Below are 17,671 nucleotides of genomic sequence, written 5' to 3' on the forward strand. Positions count from 1 at the left end.
GATGAGGGGACGGAGCCGCCCTATGTCAGACCTGCCCGAAGTGAAACCACCGGTGGTGACACCGGTACGTGTGGTGACACCGGTACGTGTGGTGATCGCCCTCTGCCTGCTCGCGCCCTTCGTGGCGATGCTGTGGGTCGGCTCCTACACGAAGACGGACCCGGCCTTCATCGGCATCCCCTTCTTCTACTGGTACCAGTTGCTGTGGGTGCCCCTGTCCACGGTGCTGACCGTGACCGCGTATCTGTTGTGGCGGCGTGACCAGCGGGCCCGCACCTCCGCCTCCGCCGAGAGAGGTGCCGGAGCATGAACGACGGTGTGAACGGCGTCGCCCTCGGCGTCTTCGTCTTCTTCTTCCTGGCCGTCACGGTCATGGGCTTCCTGGCCGCCCGCTGGCGCAGGGCCGCCGACGAACACAGCCTCGACGAATGGGGCCTGGGCGGACGGTCCTTCGGCACCTGGGTGACCTGGTTCCTGCTCGGCGGCGACCTCTACACGGCGTACACCTTCGTCGCCGTACCCGCGGCGGTCTACGCGGCGGGCGCGGCCGGCTTCTTCGCCGTGCCGTACACGATCCTGGTGTACCCGCTGATCTTCACGTTCCTGCCCCGGCTGTGGTCGGTCTCCCACAAGCACGGCTATGTGACGACCTCGGACTTCGTGCGCGGTCGCTTCGGCTCCAAGGGCCTGTCCCTCGCCGTGGCCGTCACCGGCATCCTGGCCACCATGCCGTACATCGCGCTCCAACTGGTCGGCATCCAGGCCGTCCTCGACGTGATGGGCGTGGGCGGCGGCGACAGCACCAACTGGTTCGTCAAGGACCTGCCGCTCCTCATCGCCTTCGGCGTGCTGGCCGCGTACACCTACTCCTCGGGGCTGCGGGCCCCCGCCCTGATCGCGTTCGTGAAGGACACCCTGATCTACATCGTGATCGCGGTGGCCATCATCTACATCCCGATCAAGCTGGGCGGCTTCGACGAGATCTTCAAGGCGGCGAGCGCCAAGTACACGGCCGCGGGCGCCGGCGGACTCGTCCCCGCGCAGGCGGGCCAGTGGACGTACGCCACCCTCGCGCTCGGCTCGGCGCTGGCGCTGTTCATGTATCCGCACTCGGTCACCGCGACGCTGTCCGGCCGCAGCAGGGAGGTGATCCGGCGCAACACCACGATCCTGCCGCTCTACTCGCTGATGCTGGGCCTGCTCGCCCTGCTCGGGTTCATGGCGATCGCCGCCGGGGTGAAGGTCACCAACGGCCAGCTCGCCATCCCCCAGCTCTTCGAGAACATGTTCCCCGACTGGTTCGCGGGCGTGGCCTTCGCCGCCATCGGCATCGGCGCGCTGGTGCCGGCGGCCATCATGTCCATCGCGGCCGCGAACCTTTTCACCCGCAACATCTACAAGGACTTCATCAACCCGAACGCGACCCCGCGCCAGGAGACCCAGGTCTCCAAGCTGGTGTCGCTCCTGGTGAAGGTGGGCGCGCTGGTCTTCGTCCTGACCATGGACAAGACCGTCGCGATCAACTTCCAGCTGCTGGGCGGCATCTGGATCCTGCAGACCTTCCCGTCACTGGTCGGCGGGCTGTTCACCCGCTGGTTCCACCGCTGGGCGCTGCTGGGCGGCTGGGCGGTCGGCATGCTCTACGGCACGATCGCCGCCTACGGGGTGGCCTCGCCGACCCAGAAGCACTTCGGCGGCAGCTCGAAGGAGATCCCCGGCATCGGGGAGATCGGCTACATCGGCCTGACCGCGTTCGTCCTGAACCTGGCCGTGGCCGTCGTCCTCACCTTCGCCCTGAGGGCGTTCAACGCGCCGGACGGCATCGACGAGACCTCGCCGGAGGACTACACGGCCGACGCGGGGGACCCGGGGGTCGAGACGGAGCTCCCGCCGGCCACGGCGGACGCCGGCCTGTAGCGACAGCGCCGCACGACGGGCCGCCGGACGAGAACCGGCGGCCCGTCGCCACGCGGCCCGTCGCCTCGCAGGCCATCACCGTGCGGGCCGTCGCCGTGCGGGCCGTCGCCGTGCGGGCCGGGCACACCTACGAGTTGGCGATCCAGCACGCTCCGTAGTGCTCCAGAACTCCGACCCGACACAACATGTGGGGGCACTCCCGAGGCCCGGCACAAGATGTATGCTCATGGTCGCTGTCGCCGCAGGGGAATCCGGTGCGAATCCGGAACTGTCCCGCAACGGTGTACCTGTGCGTGTTCGCGTATTCGCGTGCCCGCACTCGCGTCAGTCCGAGGACCTGCCGACAGCGCGCCCCGGCCGTCCGGCCCGGGTGCCGACGACGTCCGGGCCTCGCGGAATGGGCCGGTGGACGCGGTGCGCTGCTGCCCAGAAGCGCTCTCGTGTGCCCCGCTCCGCCCCGTAGGGCCCTGTGCCGAGCGAGGGAGATCCCCACGTGACCATCGCGCCAGCCGATCCGGCTTCAGTGACCGCGCAGCAGGCCCGGGTGGAGACCGACGGTCCCGGAACCGCGCTGCTGCGGACCCTGACCGATCTCACCACCGACCTCACGGCCGCCGACCCCGGCCGGGTCGCCGCCGCGGCGCTGCGCGGCCGGTCCGCCCGCGCCGACGAGGCCGAGCTGCGCGAACTGGCCACCGAGGCGGCCGCGGGTCTCATCTCCGAGGACCCCGCCTACTCCCGGCTGGCCGCCCGCCTGCTCACGATCAGCATCGCCGCGGAGGCCGCCTCCCAGGGCGTCACGACCTTCTCCGAGTCGGTCGCCGTCGGCCACCGCGAGGGTCTGATCGCCGACCGCACGGCCGCGTTCGTCCGGCTGCACACGGCCCGCCTCGACGCGCTCATCGACATCGAAGGCGACGACCGGTTCGGCTACTTCGGGCTGCGCACGCTGCACAGCCGCTATCTGCTCCGGCACCCGATCACCCGCAAGGTCGTCGAGACGCCCCAGCACTTCATGCTGCGGGTGGCCTCCGGTCTCGCCGAGGACGACACGGCCCGGTCGGTGGACGAAGTCGCCGCGCTCTACCGGCTGATGAGCCGCCTCGACTACCTGCCGTCCTCCCCCACGCTCTTCAACTCCGGTACGCGGCACCCCCAGATGTCGTCCTGCTACCTCCTCGACTCCCCGCTGGACGAGCTGGACTCCATCTACGACCGCTACCACCAGGTGGCGCGCCTGTCGAAGCACGCGGGCGGCATCGGCCTTTCGTACTCGCGTATCCGCTCGCGCGGTTCGCTGATCCGCGGCACCAACGGACACTCCAACGGCATCGTCCCGTTCCTCAAGACGCTCGACGCCTCGGTCGCCGCGGTGAACCAGGGCGGCCGGCGCAAGGGCGCGGCCGCGGTCTACCTGGAGACCTGGCACTCCGACATCGAGGAGTTCCTGGAGCTGCGCGACAACACCGGTGAGGACGCCCGGCGTACGCACAACCTGAACCTCGCGCACTGGATCCCGGACGAGTTCATGCGCCGGGTGAACGAGGACGGCGTCTGGTCGCTCTTCTCCCCCGCCGACGTGCCGGAACTGGTCGACCTGTGGGGCGACGAGTTCGACGCCGCGTACCGCAAGGCCGAGGAGGCGGGCCTCGCGAAGAAGACCATCCCGGCCCGTGACCTGTACGGCCGGATGATGCGCACCCTCGCGCAGACCGGCAACGGCTGGATGACCTTCAAGGACGCCGCCAACCGCACCGCCAACCAGACGGCGGAGCCGGGCCACACCGTCCACTCCTCGAACCTGTGCACCGAGATCCTGGAGGTCACGGACGACGGGGAGACGGCGGTCTGCAACCTGGGCTCGGTCAACCTGGGCGCGTTCGTCGTCGGTGACGACATCGACTGGGAGCGGCTCGACGAGACCGTGCGCACCGCGGTGACCTTCCTCGACCGCGTCGTCGACATCAACTTCTACCCGACCGAGCAGGCGGGCCGCTCCAACGCCAAGTGGCGTCCGGTGGGCCTCGGCGCGATGGGTCTCCAGGACGTCTTCTTCAAGCTGCGGCTGCCCTTCGACTCGCCGCAGGCCCGCGCGCTGTCCACGCGGATCGCCGAGCGCATCATGCTCGCCTCCTACGAGGCCTCCGCGGACCTCGCCGAGCGCAACGGCCCGCTCCCCGCCTGGGAGAAGACCCGGACCGCGCGTGGCGTCCTGCACCCGGACCACTTCGACGTCGAGCTGAACTGGCCGGAGCGCTGGGCCGCCCTGAGGCAGCGGATCGCCGAGGTCGGCATGCGCAACTCGCTGCTCCTCGCCATCGCGCCGACGGCCACCATCGCGTCCATCGCGGGCGTGTACGAGTGCATCGAGCCGCAGGTGTCCAACCTGTTCAAGCGCGAGACGCTCTCCGGCGAGTTCCTCCAGGTCAACTCCTACCTGGTGGCCGAGCTGAAGAAGCTCGGTGTGTGGGACGCGCAGACCCGTGAGGCGCTGCGCGAGTCCAGCGGCTCGGTGCAGGGCTTCACCTGGGTCCCGCAGGACGTCCGCGACCTGTACCGCACGGCGTGGGAGATCCCGCAGCGCGGCCTGATCGACATGGCCGCCGCCCGGACCCCGTTCCTGGACCAGGCGCAGTCGCTGAACCTGTTCCTGGAGACGCCGACCATCGGCAAGCTCTCCTCGATGTACTCCTACGCCTGGAAGTCGGGCCTGAAGACGACGTACTACCTGCGTTCCCGCCCGGCGACGCGCATCGCCCGCGCGGCCCAGGCCCAGGCGCAGCCCGAGAAGACCATCCCCGTCCAGCAGGCGGCCGACCCCGACGCCGTCGCCTGCTCCCTGGAAAACCCCGAGTCCTGCGAGGCCTGCCAGTAATGTCCGACACGAACACCGAGAAGAACCTCCTCGACCCGGGCTTCGAACTGACCCTGCGTCCCATGCGCTACCCGGACTTCTACGAGCGCTACCGGGACGCGATCAAGAACACCTGGACCGTCGAGGAGGTCGACCTCCACTCGGACGTCGCCGACCTCGCGAAGCTGACGCCGGGTGAGCAGCACATGATCGGCCGGCTGGTCGCGTTCTTCGCGACGGGCGACTCGATCGTGTCGAACAACCTGGTGCTGACGCTGTACAAGCACATCAACTCCCCCGAGGCGCGGCTCTACCTGAGCCGGCAGCTTTTCGAGGAGGCCGTGCACGTCCAGTTCTATCTGACGCTGCTGGACACCTATCTGCCCGACCCGGAGGACCGCACGGCGGCCTTCGCGGCGGTCGAGAGCATCCCCTCCATCCGCGAGAAGGCGCAGTTCTGCTTCAAGTGGATGGACTCGGTGGAGAAGCTGGACCGGCTGGAGACCCAGGCCGACCGCCGCCGCTTCCTGCTGAACCTCATCTGCTTCGCCGCGTGCATCGAGGGGCTCTTCTTCTACGGGGCCTTCGCGTACGTCTACTGGTTCCGCAGCCGCGGTCTGCTGCACGGCCTGGCGACGGGCACCAACTGGGTGTTCCGCGACGAGACGATGCACATGAGCTTCGCCTTCGAGGTCGTCGACACCGTCCGCAAGGAGGAGCCGGAGCTCTTCGACGACCGGCTCCAGGAGCAGGTGACCGACATGCTGCGCGAGGCCGTCGAGGCCGAGCTGCAGTTCGGGCGGGACCTGTGCGGTGAGGGTCTGCCGGGCATGAACACCGACTCGATGCGCCAGTATCTGGAGTGCGTCGCCGACCAGCGCCTGCAGCGGCTGGGCTTCGCACCGGTCTACGGCTCGGAGAACCCGTTCTCCTTCATGGAGCTCCAGGGTGTCCAGGAGCTGACCAACTTCTTCGAGCGCCGACCGTCGGCGTACCAGGTCGCGGTGGAGGGCACGGTCGACTTCGACGAGGACTTCTGACCGGTCCTCACATTCTGACTGCTCGTCACCGACGTTGGCCGGGACCCCTGTCGGGGCCCGGCTTTCGTCACGTACTGCCCCCGCGCCTCCAATCACCGGGCCAATCCCCGTCCATGGAGCGGCAAAGTTCTTCCGGCACGGCTGTTCGCGCGCCGTTCACCCCGGCTAGGTTCTGGCCGTCCCGTCATGCCGCGCACCACGGCACGCCAGGACGACTGAATTGGCATGCCCATGACGTGTCTCTCCACGGTTCGCGCTACGCGCGTCACGGGCCTGCCCGTTCAGAGCGCCGAGAACCCCCACTTCCGGCTATGGCGCCGCGAACGGCCCTACCCCGGCCCGAGCGGCACCGGCCTCGAACCGATGGAGGCGACACCCCCATGCGTTCACAGCGCCCGATACCCTCCGGCAGACCGGCCCGGAGCCTGCGAAGACTCCTCACCACCGCCCTCCCCGCCCTGGCCCTCGGCCTCGCCGGGTTCGCCGCGGCACCTCCCGCCGACGCGCAGCCCGCACCGACCCCCCACGTCTCCCGGGCGGCCCAGAACGCCGGGGCCCTGACCGATCCCGCCCGCCAGGCGGTCCACTCGACCGGCAAGGCCGGCCAGAAGGTGGCGACCAAGCACCTGTGCGCCGAGGCGACGAAGCCCGGCCAGATGTCGTGTTTCGCGCAGCGCCGCACCGACATCGCGCAGAAGCTCGCGGCCAAGGTCTCCCCCGACGCCGCCGCCGCGGTGTCCGGTCTCAGCCCGGCCAACCTGCACAGCGCCTACAACCTGCCCTCGACGGGCGGCTCCGGCCTGACGGTCGCCGTGGTCGACGCCTACAACGACCCCAACGCCGCCGCCGACCTGGCCACCTACCGCTCGCAGTTCGGCCTGTCCGCCTGCACCGTGGCCAGCGGCTGCTTCAAGCAGGTCAGCCAGACCGGTTCGACCACCTCACTGCCGACGAACGACTCCGGCTGGGCGGGTGAGGAGGCGCTCGACATCGACATGGTCAGCGCCGTCTGCCCCAACTGCAACATCATCCTCGTCGAGGCGAGCTCCGCGAACGACTCCGACCTCGGCATCGCCGAGAACGAAGCGGTCACGCTGGGCGCGAAGTTCGTCTCCAACAGCTGGGGCGGCTCCGAGTCCTCCTCGCAGACCAGCGAGGACACCTCGTACTTCAAGCACCCGGGCGTCGCCATCACGGTCTCCTCGGGTGACGAGGCCTACGGCGCCGAGTACCCGGCGACCTCCCAGTACGTGACCGCCGTCGGCGGTACCGCGCTGAGCACCTCCTCCAGCACCCGCGGCTGGACCGAGTCGGTCTGGAAGACCAGCAGCACCGAGGGCACCGGCTCCGGCTGCTCCGCCTACGACGCCAAGCCGTCCTGGCAGACCGACACCGGCTGCACCAAGCGCATGGAGTCCGACGTCTCCGCGGTCGCCGACCCCGCCACCGGCGTGGCCGTCTACGACACCTACGGCGGCTCCGGCTGGGCGGTCTACGGCGGCACCAGCGCCTCGTCGCCCATCATCGCGGGCGTGTACGCGCTGGCCGGCACCCCCGGTTCCGCCGACTACCCGGCGAAGTACCCCTACTCCCACACCTCGAACCTGTACGACGTGACGAGCGGCAACAACGGCTCCTGCTCCCCGTCGTACTTCTGCACCGCGGCCACCGGCTACGACGGCCCGACCGGTTGGGGCACCCCGAACGGCACGGCCGCATTCACCTCGGGCACCAGCACGGGCAACACCGTGACCGTCACCAACCCGGGCAGCCAGTCCACGGCCACCGGCGGCTCGGCGAGCCTGCAGATCTCGGCGAGCGACAGCGCGGGCGCGACCCTCACGTACAGCGCGACCGGGCTGCCGACCGGGCTGTCGATCAGCAGCTCGACCGGGCTGATCTCCGGCACCGCGAGCACCGCGGGCACGTACGCGGTCACCGTCACGGCGAAGGACAGCACCGGAGCCTCCGGCTCGGCCTCGTTCACCTGGACCGTCAGCACCTCGGGCGGCGGCACCTGCACCTCGGCGCAGCTGCTCGGCAACCAGGGCTTCGAGTCGGGCGCGACCGTGTGGACCGAGACGAGCGGTGTCATCACCAATGACACCGGCGAGGCCACGCACGGCGGCTCGTACGACGCCTGGCTCGACGGCTACGGCTCGACCCACACCGACACGCTGTCCCAGTCGGTGACCATCCCGTCCGGCTGCAAGGCCTCCCTGACCTTCTACCTCCACATCGACACCGCCGAGACCAGCACCACCTCGGCCTACGACAAGCTCACCGTCACCGCGGGCTCGACCACGCTCGCGACGTACTCCAACCTCAACAAGGCCACCGGGTACGCCCAGAAGACCTTCGACCTGTCCTCCTTCGCCGGATCGACCGTCACGCTGAAGTTCAGCGGCGTCGAGGACTCCTCCCTCCAGACCAGCTTCGTCGTGGACGACACCGCCCTGACGACCAGCTGACCCGTGACCGAGCCGGACCGCCACGGCGGCCCGGCCCCGTGAGAGGGCCCCGGTCGCGATGGCGGCCGGGGCCCTTTCACGCGCTGCCCGGAACCCGCGGCCGGAACGCGTGGTCCGGAACGCGTGGGGATGGATCCTGATCCACCGGTGGTACGTCCAACCCGCAAGGAGGTCACCCCATGCGTCGAACGACCCACACCCGGACCATCGCCCTCACCGCCCTGGCCCTGCTCCTCGCGGGCTGCGGCACCACGAGCGGAGGCGACGCGGGCGGCAGCGGCACCGTGTCGCCGTCACCCGCCCCGTCCCACCCGAGCTGCGTGACGGCGAAGGAGGAGCTCGGCGCCGCCGACACCGGCCACACGTACTGTCTGGCGCCCGGCGGCACGATCCGCGTCTCCCTGGACGGCACCACCCGCCGGCCCTGGGCGCCGGTGAAGGCCGCGGGAGGCGCCCTGGAGGCCACCAACAGCGGGATCGTCCTCCAGCCGGGCGACGCGTCCGCCGCCTACCGGGCGGTCTCGGCGGGAACGGTCCGGCTGACCTCGTCCCGGCCGGTGTGCGCGAGCGACCCGGCGCGGGTCTCCTGCGACGCCCTTCAGGAGTGGACGGTCACCGTGGTCGTGACGAAGGAGTGAGACCGCGGCGCCCGCCCGGTCTCCTGGCGGGCGTCGGCGGCCGCCCTGAGCTGACGGTCCACGCGCCGCTCGCGGGCGAGCCCGGCCAGCGAGGGGAGCGCCACGACCACGAAGATCCCGAGGACGGCGAGGATTCCGGCGAGGTTGTCCATCACTGAGTTCATGGACACCAGTCTCATGCCGATGACTCCTTACCGTCAGTGGCAGAACTGCCGCACACCCTCGAATTACTGCCACCGCCGGGGCACACTGGACGGCATGCTGAACAACGTGGCGGCCGTCCTGCTCGACGGTGTGCATCCTTTCGAACTCGGCGTCGTCTGCGAGGTGTTCGGCCTCGACCGCAGCGAACAGGGGCTTCCTGTCTACGAGTTCGCGGTCGTCTCCGCCGAGGGGCCGACGCTCGGCACCCATGTCCCCGGGTTCACGGTCTCCACCCCGTTCGGCCTCGACCGCCTGGAGGAGGCCGACCTGGTGGTCGTACCCGCCGGTGACACCTATGCCGTTCGCGGCTATCCGCCCGAACTGCTCACGGCGCTGCGCCGCGTGGTGGACCGCGGTGCCCGGGTGCTCAGCGTCTGCTCCGGGGTCTTCGCGCTCGGCGCGGCCGGTCTCCTGGACGGCCGGCGCTGCGCCGTGCACTGGCAGCAGGCCGACGAGCTGGCCCGGCAGTACCCGCGGGCGGTGATCGAACCGGACGTCCTGTACGTGGACGCCGACCCGGTGATCACCTCGGCCGGTACGGCCTCCGGCATCGACGCCTGCCTGCACATCGTCCGCAAGGAGCAGGGCCCCGAGGTGGCCAACGCCATCGCCCGCCGCATGGTGGTGCCGCCGCACCGCGACGGCGGCCAGGCCCAGTACATCGAGCGGCCGCTGCCCCGCTCGCGGTGCGACACGGTCGGCGAGGTGCTGGTGTGGATGCAGCGGCACCTCGACCGGGAGACGACCGTCGAACAGCTCGCGGCCCGTGCCCATATGGCGCCGCGCACCTTCGCACGCCGCTTCCAGCAGGAGACGGGGACCACGCCCTACCGCTGGATTCTGCGTCAACGGGTGCTGCTGGCCCAGGAGTTGCTGGAGGGCACGGACGAGACGATGGACGCGGTCGCGGGCCGGGCCGGCTTCGGCAACGCGGCGGCGCTGCGCCACCAGTTCGTCCGGAGCCTGGGGACGACCCCGCAGGCGTACCGGCGCACGTTCAGGGGCCCGAGGGCGGCCTGAACGTGCGCCCGTGGACGTGCGGTACGGCCACCGGCGGGGCGGAACCCGGCCGAGCGGCACGCCTAGCGCGGACGGGCCTTGAGCCGCAGCTCGTGGGGCCGCAGGGTGATGCCGACGCGGGTCGCGTCGTTGGACCCCGACACCTGCTCGAAGCGCCACCGGGACGCCACGGTCGCGGTGATCAGGGAGAGCAGCGCCATCGAGAAGTGGTCACTCGGGCACTTCCGGTTGCCGACGCTGAAGGGGCGCATCGCGTACTTCGGGATGTCCTTGGAGCGTTCCGGAAGCCAGCGGTCGGGATCGAAATCCAGATGCTCCTGGTACGACCGGGGGTCGCGCTGGATCGCGTAGGGGCTGTAGACGATGTCGGCACCGGCCGGAATGCGATAGCCGCCCAGTTCGGTTTCGGCCACCACCCGCCGCGTCAATATCCATACGGCGGGACGTAAACGCATAGCCTCGACGACCACATTGTTCGTGTGCGACAGCTTTCGGACATCGCCGAATCCGACGGGCCGGTCCCCGGCGACGGATTGGACCTCGGCGGCCACCTTGTCCGCCTGTTCCGGATGTTCGGTCAGCACTTGCAGCAACCACATGATCGTGGATGCGATGGTTTCGCTGCCGGGGGTGAGTATCGCGACGACTTGGTCGTGGATCTCCTGTTCGTCTATGGGGTCGCCGTCGTCGTTCTTCGCTTCCAGCAATGCGGTCAGCAAATCGTCCGGCTTTTGACCAGATGCCCGTCGCTCGTCGATGATCTCGTCGACGAGTGCGTGCAGATCGGCCAATGCCCGGTCGAATGCGCGCATCCCGGGGAGCGGGAGCCGATAGAGCGGCCCGGCGGGTATGACCATGCGCCGGTACATACCGCGGAAGACGGTGGCGAGCGCGAGACTCAGCCGCTCCGCGCGCTCGTCCATGAACCGGCCGCGCAGCAGACAGCGGGCGGCCACCCGGACGGCGACGCGGAACGACTCGGAGGTGCAGTCGACCGCCGTGCCCCGCTCCCAGCGCGCCGCGAACGCCCGCGACTCCTCCTCCATGATCGGGCCGTACTCGGGGATGATGTCGGCCCGGAACGCGGGCTGGATGGTCCGCCGCTGGCGCCGGTGCTGCGGCCCGTTGGCCGTCGCGACACCCTGCTTGCCCAGCAGCCCTTCGAGCGACTCCCACAGGGGGCCGCCTATCTCGTAGTCCGGACTGAGCGCCAGTGCCCCGGTGAGCGCGGGGGTGGTGACGGCGTACACCGTCTTGGGGCCCATCCGGAGCCGGACGACATCACCGTGGTCGCGCAGCCGGGCGAGGAAGCCCAGCGGATCGCGGACCAGTTTCCAGCCGTGCCCGAGAACGGGCACCCCGCCTCCGGCGAGGGGCGGGACGGAGAGCTCCCGCGCCCCGGACACCTCGGGTCGTACCGACTCGACGGTCATTTCTCACCTGCCGCTTCATTGTTGACGTACGGGGGTGTGGAGCGGTCGTCCCAGCTGTCGACCATGTACCGGCCCGACTCGTGGTGGAACCAGTACACGGAGCTGAACCAGTTCCGCATGTTCCCGAGGCACGCCGTCACGGCGGCGCTCGTCGCTTTTCCCCGAACAGTGCCGTCCGCCAGTAATTCGGCGAGCCGTAACACGTCCTTCTCGGCGATGAGGAATTGCTCGACGCATTCCTCTACCCGCCGCCTCACATCGGTGACGGCTTCTTCGAGTGTCAGCCCCTGATGGTGAATGAGACTGATTCCGAGATTGTGGACCTCGTCGCCCGCTATTTCTTTGGGAAGGGAGCAGAGATCGTTGTACCAGGCGGCGAATTCCTGACTGAGGAGCGCCGCCCGGTGAAATGCGGGATGCAGTCGCACTTTCGCGGGGAGTTCCTGGCCCGCACTCGCTTCCAGAAGGTCGGTCCAGATCCAGTGGGCGAAAGTGAGCCGACGGAGTTCGAGGTATTCCGCGACCGTGGGAACAGTGCCGGAGGTCCGGTTCCTGAACTCCCGGTCGTACGCCTCGATCACCGCGTGGAAGTGGAGCGCGAACCGCTTGTTCCAGTTCTCACCGAGGAACGAGTACAGGCGCACCATGCTGTCCGCGAACCCCGCGACCAGGGGATCCTGGTGGTGCAGATGGTCCCTGGGAGCGTCGAGGGCCGCGTGGAGCCGGAACCTGAGCTTCCGCCAGGCGTCGGCCCGGCCGTGGATGACATCGCGGTCATGGCGGTCGTCCCAGACGAAGAACCACGCGCTGTAGTCCGCTATCGCCTGCATGACCTCGTCGGGGGCCCCTATGTAGTAGCCCGCCATGAGGTCCGTGTAGCACAAGCCGTCCGCATACTCCTCGACCTTGTCCGCGGGCATCAGCCGTTTTTCGAGGAGCCAGGTCCTGGTGTTCTCCTGGAGCTTGGGCCAATACGGGTGCAGTTGACGGGGAAACCCGGACTCGATCACCGGAAGGCAGAGCGCCGGTGGTACCGCGAGCGCTGTCGATGAAGAGCCGTATGAGAAAGCATGCACGAACAAACCCCTCTCAGCCGCCTGTTGACGTCACACCCCTCCACCTGTGCCGGGCGCGCGCCGTTGCGTATCCCCGCACTTCCCATTCAGCACTACAACTGACCGTTCTGGGAACGGATTTGGCCCACTGACTACCTCACCATGCCGAGAATCTCCCCCTGTATGACTGAATCTGGATCACTGATGGAGCACAAGGGATCGAACGGGCGACGTACATGCGAACGGTGCCTGGTCAGGTGGATCACCTGACCAAGCACCGTTCGAGTGGACTCACGAGGGGCCGCGCGTCACGCCTGTCAATTTATGTCACAGCCGTGCGGGGCGCCCGGCGAAGAGGTGGCTCAGCCGTTCGCCACGATCTCGTAGCGGGGCTCGTTCTCGGCCATCTGCCGCAGCGCGTCCTTGCGGTCGCGCTTGGAGAGCCGGTCGATGTACAGGTAGCCGTACAGGTGGTCCGTCTCGTGCTGGAGGCAGCGTGCGAAGTAGCCCGTACCCCGCACCCTGACCGGGTTGCCCTTCTCGTCCTGCCCGGTGACCTCGGCGTAGTCGGGGCGGGCCAGTGGCGCGTAGGCGGTCGGCACGGAGAGGCAGCCCTCGTTGCTCTCGTCCAACTGGCGCCGTTCGGCGGGCAGGTCGACCAGCTTGGGGTTGCACACCACGCCCACGTGCCGGTCGCCCTGGTCGTCCTGGCAGTCGTAGACGAAGACCTTCAGGTCGACGCCGATCTGGTTGGCGGCCAGGCCCACGCCCTCGGCGGTGCGCTGGCTGGCGAACATGTCGGCGACCAGCCGGCCCAGCTCGTCGCCGAAGTCGGTGACGTCCTTGCACTCCTTGTGCAGCACCGGGTTCCCGACCACCGTGATCGGCCGCGAGGCACCGCGCTCGCGGTAGGCCGCCTCACGCTCCTCGGTGTCCTCGGTGTCGATGACGAACCCGTCGTCGTCCACGGGGAGCACGCCCACGTGCTGCTGATCGGTGTCCTGCTGCGCCATGACGACGTACGCCTTCCTCAGACCATGAAAATTTCTGCGAGTACAGCCTAAAGGTGCGCTCAGCAGACCTCTTCCAGATCCCGCCAGTCACGGGAGTCCGGGCTGTCCGCGACCCAGCCGTCGAGCAGGCCGCGCACCAGCGAGGCGGGGGCCGCGAGCCCGCACTCCCGCTCGGGCACCCAGAGCTGCCCGTCGGTACGGTGGCCCAGCGGCCCCGGGTGCCCCGGCTCGCTGTGGTCGTGCGGATCGAGGTGCTCCTCGTCGCCCTCGTCGGACGGCATCCGGGACTCGGAGCACATCCGGCACAGCAGCCGTACGGACGACGACCAGTCCTCCGCGGCGAACCCGGCGTCGGCGGCGAGCTGCTCCAGCGCGTCCCGGTCGTCCTCGGTGGCCGCTTCCAGCAGCACGACCCAGGTGGGCACCGGCGAGGGGGCCCACAGCTCGATCTCGTCGAAGACCGGGTAGGCGTGCCCCGCGGCGGTGGTCCGCTCACCGTGCGGAACGCCGTCGTGCAGGACGACCTCGCCCCAGCGGCGTCCGGAGGACGGCAGCGGGATCGACAGCACCTCGACGCGGGCGGGGTCCAGTCGGCGCCCCCACACCACCTCGGCCTCGCCCTCCGGCGACAGCCGCACGGCCGCGCTGCCGAGGTCCATCCCCACCGGCTCGCCGGAGACCGCGGCACCACCGGGGACCCGCAGCCCGTACGCCTGCCAGGAACGGCGGGCCAGCGGCCAGTCCTGCAGGGCGGTGGCCGCGATCCCCACGTTCCACCAGTCAGGTGCGCCGGCCTCCCGGTCGAGCAGCGCGACGGCCCGCAGGCCCGCCGCCCGCGCCTGCTCCCAGTCGTGCCGGAACTTGTGCAGCAGGGCCAGGTTGAACCAGGACTCGGACAGCCAGGGCTCCAGGTCCGCGGCACGCGTCAGCAGCGCTCCCGCGTCCTCGTACCGGCCGTCGCCGATCAGCGTGAACGCACGGTCGGTGGCCTGCCGCCATGAGGCGGAGGGCCGGTGCCGTCCCTTGCCGAAGATCCTCACGATTCCCGCCTGCCAGTTCCTTGCGTTTCCCGCCTGCCGGTCCTTTGAAGAGTCCCTTGAAGGCAGTGCAGCCCCGGGCTGGCCCATGCCCCCGAACACCCTCTTCCTCGCATCCAACCACGTACCCTCGGACGGCCGCTCATTACCCATGGGTTACCCAGCCCAGGGCAGGGTCAGACCGGGTCGGGACAGGACCCGCGCCAGCGACTCCACGACCTCGGGCTGATAGTCGCGGGCGGTGGCCAGCCGCAGCTTCTCCAGTGCGGTCAGCGGCCCCGTGGGCCCCGCTTCCCGGGCCATCTCCTCGTACGCGTTCACGGTCCGGACGATGCGCGCGGTGACGGGCTGGTCCCGGTAGGGGTCCGCCTGCCGCTCCACCACCACCGCGACCTCGGCGTCCACCCCGGTCTGCCGGACGACGGCGCCGCCGAGCAGCGCGATCCGCCGCTGCTCGTCCGCCGGGAGCACGGCGGTGGCGCCGGCCGGTACGGGGTCGACCAGGCTGAGCTGTCCGATGTCGTGCATCAGCGCCGCGTACTCCAGGACGGTCAGATCGGGCTCGGACAGGCCCAGCTCACGGCCCACGGCCCGGCTGAGGACGGCCACCCGCCGGGCGTGCCCGGCCGGTGTGTACCCGGCTATCTCGGTCGCCCGCGCGAGCGAGGCGATCGTCTGCCGGTAGGTGACCCGCACGGCGGCGTACCGCCGAAAGGAAAGCTGGGTGAGCAGCAGCGGCAGTGAGAAGACGGGCAGCGCCCACAGCCCGACCACCGCGACCGCGAGCGACATGACGACCCCGGTCGCGCACACCGCCGAACCGATCCCGAGGGTGGCCCGCAGCTCGTCGCGCAGCAGCGGCCCGAACGGCCACCGGGTCCGCGCGTGGGCCGTCGCCGCCGCGAGCACGGCGTCGCACAGGGTGGTGAGCACCAGCAGTGCGACGAGCAGCAGTGCCTGGGCCGGACCGCTCCACCTCAGCAACCTTCCCTGGTCGTACAGGGGTTGGAAGCAGACGGCGGCGAAGGCGACGGTGAGGATCCGCCGGGCGAGGTGGTCGGGCGTGCGCCCGTGTCCCCGGGCCACGTGCGGAACGCAGCCGATCAGCGCCGCCGCCCCGACGACGGCGACGACCTGCAGGACGCCGTGGTCGGTGCGGTGCCCGGCGTTCTCGCCGAGCAGCGCGTAGGCGAGGGCTCCGGCGGCCCCGAGGGGTGCCGACTCCCGTTCCTCGGCGCCGCTCCACCGGGCGAGCTCGCCGACGGCGATGAGCAGGCCGAAGGCGAGCGCGGTACCGCGCTGGTCGAGCCCGTCCCAGAGGGTGGCACCCAGGGAGAAGAGCGCGAGGAGGAGGGCGAGGACACGCACCGCGGTGAGGTCACCGGGCGCTCTCCCGGCCGACGGGAGGACGGCGGACCGGGCGGGAAGTCCGCGCCGTGGGGTGGCGGTGCTCACGGCGCGCTCCGCCCGACGGTGTCGGACGGCCGCGTCGGCGGCATGCCGGGTACGACGGCCGGGGCCAGGTCCGCGGTCACGGCGGGGTGCCAGCCGTGCCGTCCGAGCGCCCGCGCCAGCGCCCCCACCATCCGGGGGTCGAACTGCGCCCCCGCGCACCGCGTCAGCTCCTCCAGCGCCGCCGGCACCGGGCGGGCCCTGCGGTAGGACCGGGTCGACGTCATCGCGTCGAAGGCGTCGGCGACGGCCACCACCCGGGCGAACTCCGGGATCTGCGCCCCCGCCAGCCCGTACGGGTATCCGCTGCCGTCCAGCCGCTCGTGGTGGTGCAGGATCGCCGAGCGGGCTTCGCCGAGGAACCCGATCCCGCGGACCATCTCGTGCCCGTACTCGGGATGCAGTTCGATGACCCGCCGCTCCTCGGGGGTCAGTGGTCCGTCCTTGCGCAGCAGCCGCGTGGGGACACCGAGTTTGCCGACGTCGTGCAGGATTCCGGCGAACCGGAGCACCTCGACGCGCTCGTCGTGCATGCCCAGTTCGCGGGCGATCAGCACGGATGCCTGGCCGACCCGCTCACTGTGCCCGCGGGTGTAGCCGTCCTTGATGTCGACGGCCTGGACGAGGGCGCGGATGGTGGCCTGGTGGGCGGCGCGTTCGCGGTGGTACTGGGCGAACACCCAGCAGGACACGTACATCGGCAGCAGGACGAGCAGCGCGGCGACCGGCCCGTAGGGGCTGCGCCACAGCACCGCCATCATCAGCCCGGCGAGGCCGTGCACGGCGACGGGCGCCAGCGAGCGCGCGAAGAGACCGCGCCAGGCTCCGCGCACCGGGGCCCGCTCTGCGAGCGCCAGGATTCCGCCGTCCAGGACGGTGAGCACGGCGCAGAAGGTGAGCACGGCGGCCCCTGCGGGCACCAGCGCGTAGGGGAAGTCGGGTGTGACCAGCGCGTCCCGGCCACCGAGCGCCCCGTACACCCGGGAGGCTGCCCAGACGGCGACGGCGAGCTGGGCCGCGCGCCAGATCCGGCGCGGGCCGCGCGGGCGCTGTTCGACCCGGGCGAGCAGCGCCCCGGGCAGCGCGACCAGGGCGGCGGCGGGCGGCGGCAGCAGAAAGGCCCCGGCCAGCAGGACGGGGAGGAAGGTGCCCATCCCCGCGGCGATCTCGCCGCCGGGCGCGCCGGCGGCGCCCTGCGGGGGCCGCAGCGTGACGCGCTCGCAGCCCGCGTACAGCACGGCGAGCAGCGCGACGATCCCCCAGGGAACGCGGAGGTGCGGCAGGGGTGCGAGGCAGGCCAGAGCCATGAGAACGACACAGGCCACATACGCGCGGGCCCACGCCGGAACCGAACCCATCTCCCCCTACCTCCCCCGTACCTCCCCTGATCTCAGGCTCCGGAGCCTAGGACGGGAGGGAGGGGGCGGGGACGAGTATGAACGAATCCGCGGGCTCCAGGCCCGCGGATTAGCACGTTCGGGTGATAAACGGAGGGTCCTCGCCGGACGTCCGCGGCCGCGCCGGGGACACCGGCTCG

The 17,671-nt window shown here is 70.4% G+C and carries 14 protein-coding genes and 1 riboswitch; of the genes, 7 read left to right on the forward strand and 7 right to left on the reverse strand.

Annotation, left to right across the window (positions count from 1 at the left end; genetic code table 11):
• Window positions 1-22 precede the first annotated feature (22 nt).
• The 6 genes from OHT01_RS14295 (at window position 23) to OHT01_RS14320 (ending at window position 8,920) form a co-directional block, all read left to right on the forward strand.
• The gene (locus OHT01_RS14295) at window positions 23-310 is read left to right on the forward strand and encodes a DUF3311 domain-containing protein (protein WP_328553530.1); all 288 of its coding nucleotides are present in this window, start codon (window positions 23-25) and stop codon (window positions 308-310) included.
• Window positions 307-1,917, forward strand: a complete 1,611-nt coding sequence (gene mctP / locus OHT01_RS14300) for a monocarboxylate uptake permease MctP (protein ID WP_328553531.1) — start codon at window positions 307-309, stop codon at window positions 1,915-1,917. The genes OHT01_RS14295 and mctP overlap by 4 nt, the downstream gene beginning before the upstream one ends.
• Before the next feature lie 210 nt (window positions 1,918-2,127).
• Window positions 2,128-2,276: riboswitch (cobalamin riboswitch) on the forward strand.
• A gap of 134 nt (window positions 2,277-2,410) precedes the next feature.
• Window positions 2,411-4,792: a ribonucleoside-diphosphate reductase subunit alpha gene (locus OHT01_RS14305; protein ID WP_328553532.1), complete on the forward strand. Its 2,382-nt coding sequence runs from the start codon at window positions 2,411-2,413 to the stop codon at window positions 4,790-4,792.
• Complete coding sequence (locus tag OHT01_RS14310; RefSeq protein WP_328553533.1) at window positions 4,792-5,811, forward strand: ribonucleotide-diphosphate reductase subunit beta; 1,020 nt, start codon at window positions 4,792-4,794, stop codon at window positions 5,809-5,811. The genes OHT01_RS14305 and OHT01_RS14310 overlap by 1 nt, the downstream gene beginning before the upstream one ends.
• A 380-nt stretch (window positions 5,812-6,191) precedes the next feature.
• Complete coding sequence (locus tag OHT01_RS14315) at window positions 6,192-8,282, forward strand: putative Ig domain-containing protein (RefSeq protein ID WP_328553534.1); 2,091 nt, start codon at window positions 6,192-6,194, stop codon at window positions 8,280-8,282.
• A gap of 179 nt (window positions 8,283-8,461) precedes the next feature.
• A complete protein-coding gene (locus OHT01_RS14320) occupies window positions 8,462-8,920 on the forward strand; it encodes a hypothetical protein (RefSeq protein WP_328553535.1) in 459 nt (152 codons plus the stop codon).
• Here the strand turns inward: OHT01_RS14320 and OHT01_RS14325 are convergent.
• On the reverse strand, window positions 8,881-9,099 hold the full coding sequence (locus tag OHT01_RS14325; protein ID WP_328553536.1) for a hypothetical protein: 219 nt from the start codon (window positions 9,097-9,099) through the stop codon (window positions 8,881-8,883). The genes OHT01_RS14320 and OHT01_RS14325 overlap by 40 nt on opposite strands.
• Window positions 9,100-9,178: 79 nt before the next feature.
• On the opposite strand from OHT01_RS14325, the gene OHT01_RS14330 reads away from it, so the two are divergent.
• Window positions 9,179-10,144, forward strand: a complete 966-nt coding sequence (locus OHT01_RS14330; protein ID WP_328553537.1) for a GlxA family transcriptional regulator — start codon at window positions 9,179-9,181, stop codon at window positions 10,142-10,144.
• Window positions 10,145-10,206: 62 nt separating this feature from the next.
• On the opposite strand, the gene OHT01_RS14335 is transcribed toward OHT01_RS14330, so the two are convergent.
• The 6 genes from OHT01_RS14335 to OHT01_RS14360 form a co-directional block, all read right to left on the reverse strand.
• Window positions 10,207-11,577 (reverse strand): bifunctional albaflavenone monooxygenase/terpene synthase, encoded by a 1,371-nt coding sequence (locus OHT01_RS14335; RefSeq protein WP_328553538.1) that lies wholly within the window; start codon window positions 11,575-11,577, stop codon window positions 10,207-10,209.
• Window positions 11,574-12,653 (reverse strand): epi-isozizaene synthase, encoded by a 1,080-nt coding sequence (gene cyc1, locus OHT01_RS14340; protein WP_328558117.1) that lies wholly within the window; start codon window positions 12,651-12,653, stop codon window positions 11,574-11,576. The genes OHT01_RS14335 and cyc1 overlap by 4 nt, the downstream gene beginning before the upstream one ends.
• Before the next feature lie 341 nt (window positions 12,654-12,994).
• The gene (def, locus tag OHT01_RS14345) at window positions 12,995-13,645 is read right to left on the reverse strand and encodes a peptide deformylase (protein WP_328553539.1); all 651 of its coding nucleotides are present in this window, start codon (window positions 13,643-13,645) and stop codon (window positions 12,995-12,997) included.
• 59 nt (window positions 13,646-13,704) lie between these two features.
• On the reverse strand, window positions 13,705-14,685 hold the full coding sequence (locus tag OHT01_RS14350; protein ID WP_328553540.1) for a tetratricopeptide repeat protein: 981 nt from the start codon (window positions 14,683-14,685) through the stop codon (window positions 13,705-13,707).
• Between the two features lie 153 nt (window positions 14,686-14,838).
• Complete coding sequence (locus OHT01_RS14355; protein WP_328558118.1) at window positions 14,839-16,050, reverse strand: HD-GYP domain-containing protein; 1,212 nt, start codon at window positions 16,048-16,050, stop codon at window positions 14,839-14,841.
• Window positions 16,051-16,133: 83 nt separating this feature from the next.
• Complete coding sequence (locus tag OHT01_RS14360) at window positions 16,134-17,492, reverse strand: HD-GYP domain-containing protein (RefSeq protein WP_328553541.1); 1,359 nt, start codon at window positions 17,490-17,492, stop codon at window positions 16,134-16,136.
• Window positions 17,493-17,671: the final 179 nt, after the last annotated feature.

Origin of the sequence: Streptomyces sp. NBC_00358 (assembly GCF_036099295.1) — a bacterium.
Classification (GTDB): domain Bacteria; phylum Actinomycetota; class Actinomycetes; order Streptomycetales; family Streptomycetaceae; genus Streptomyces.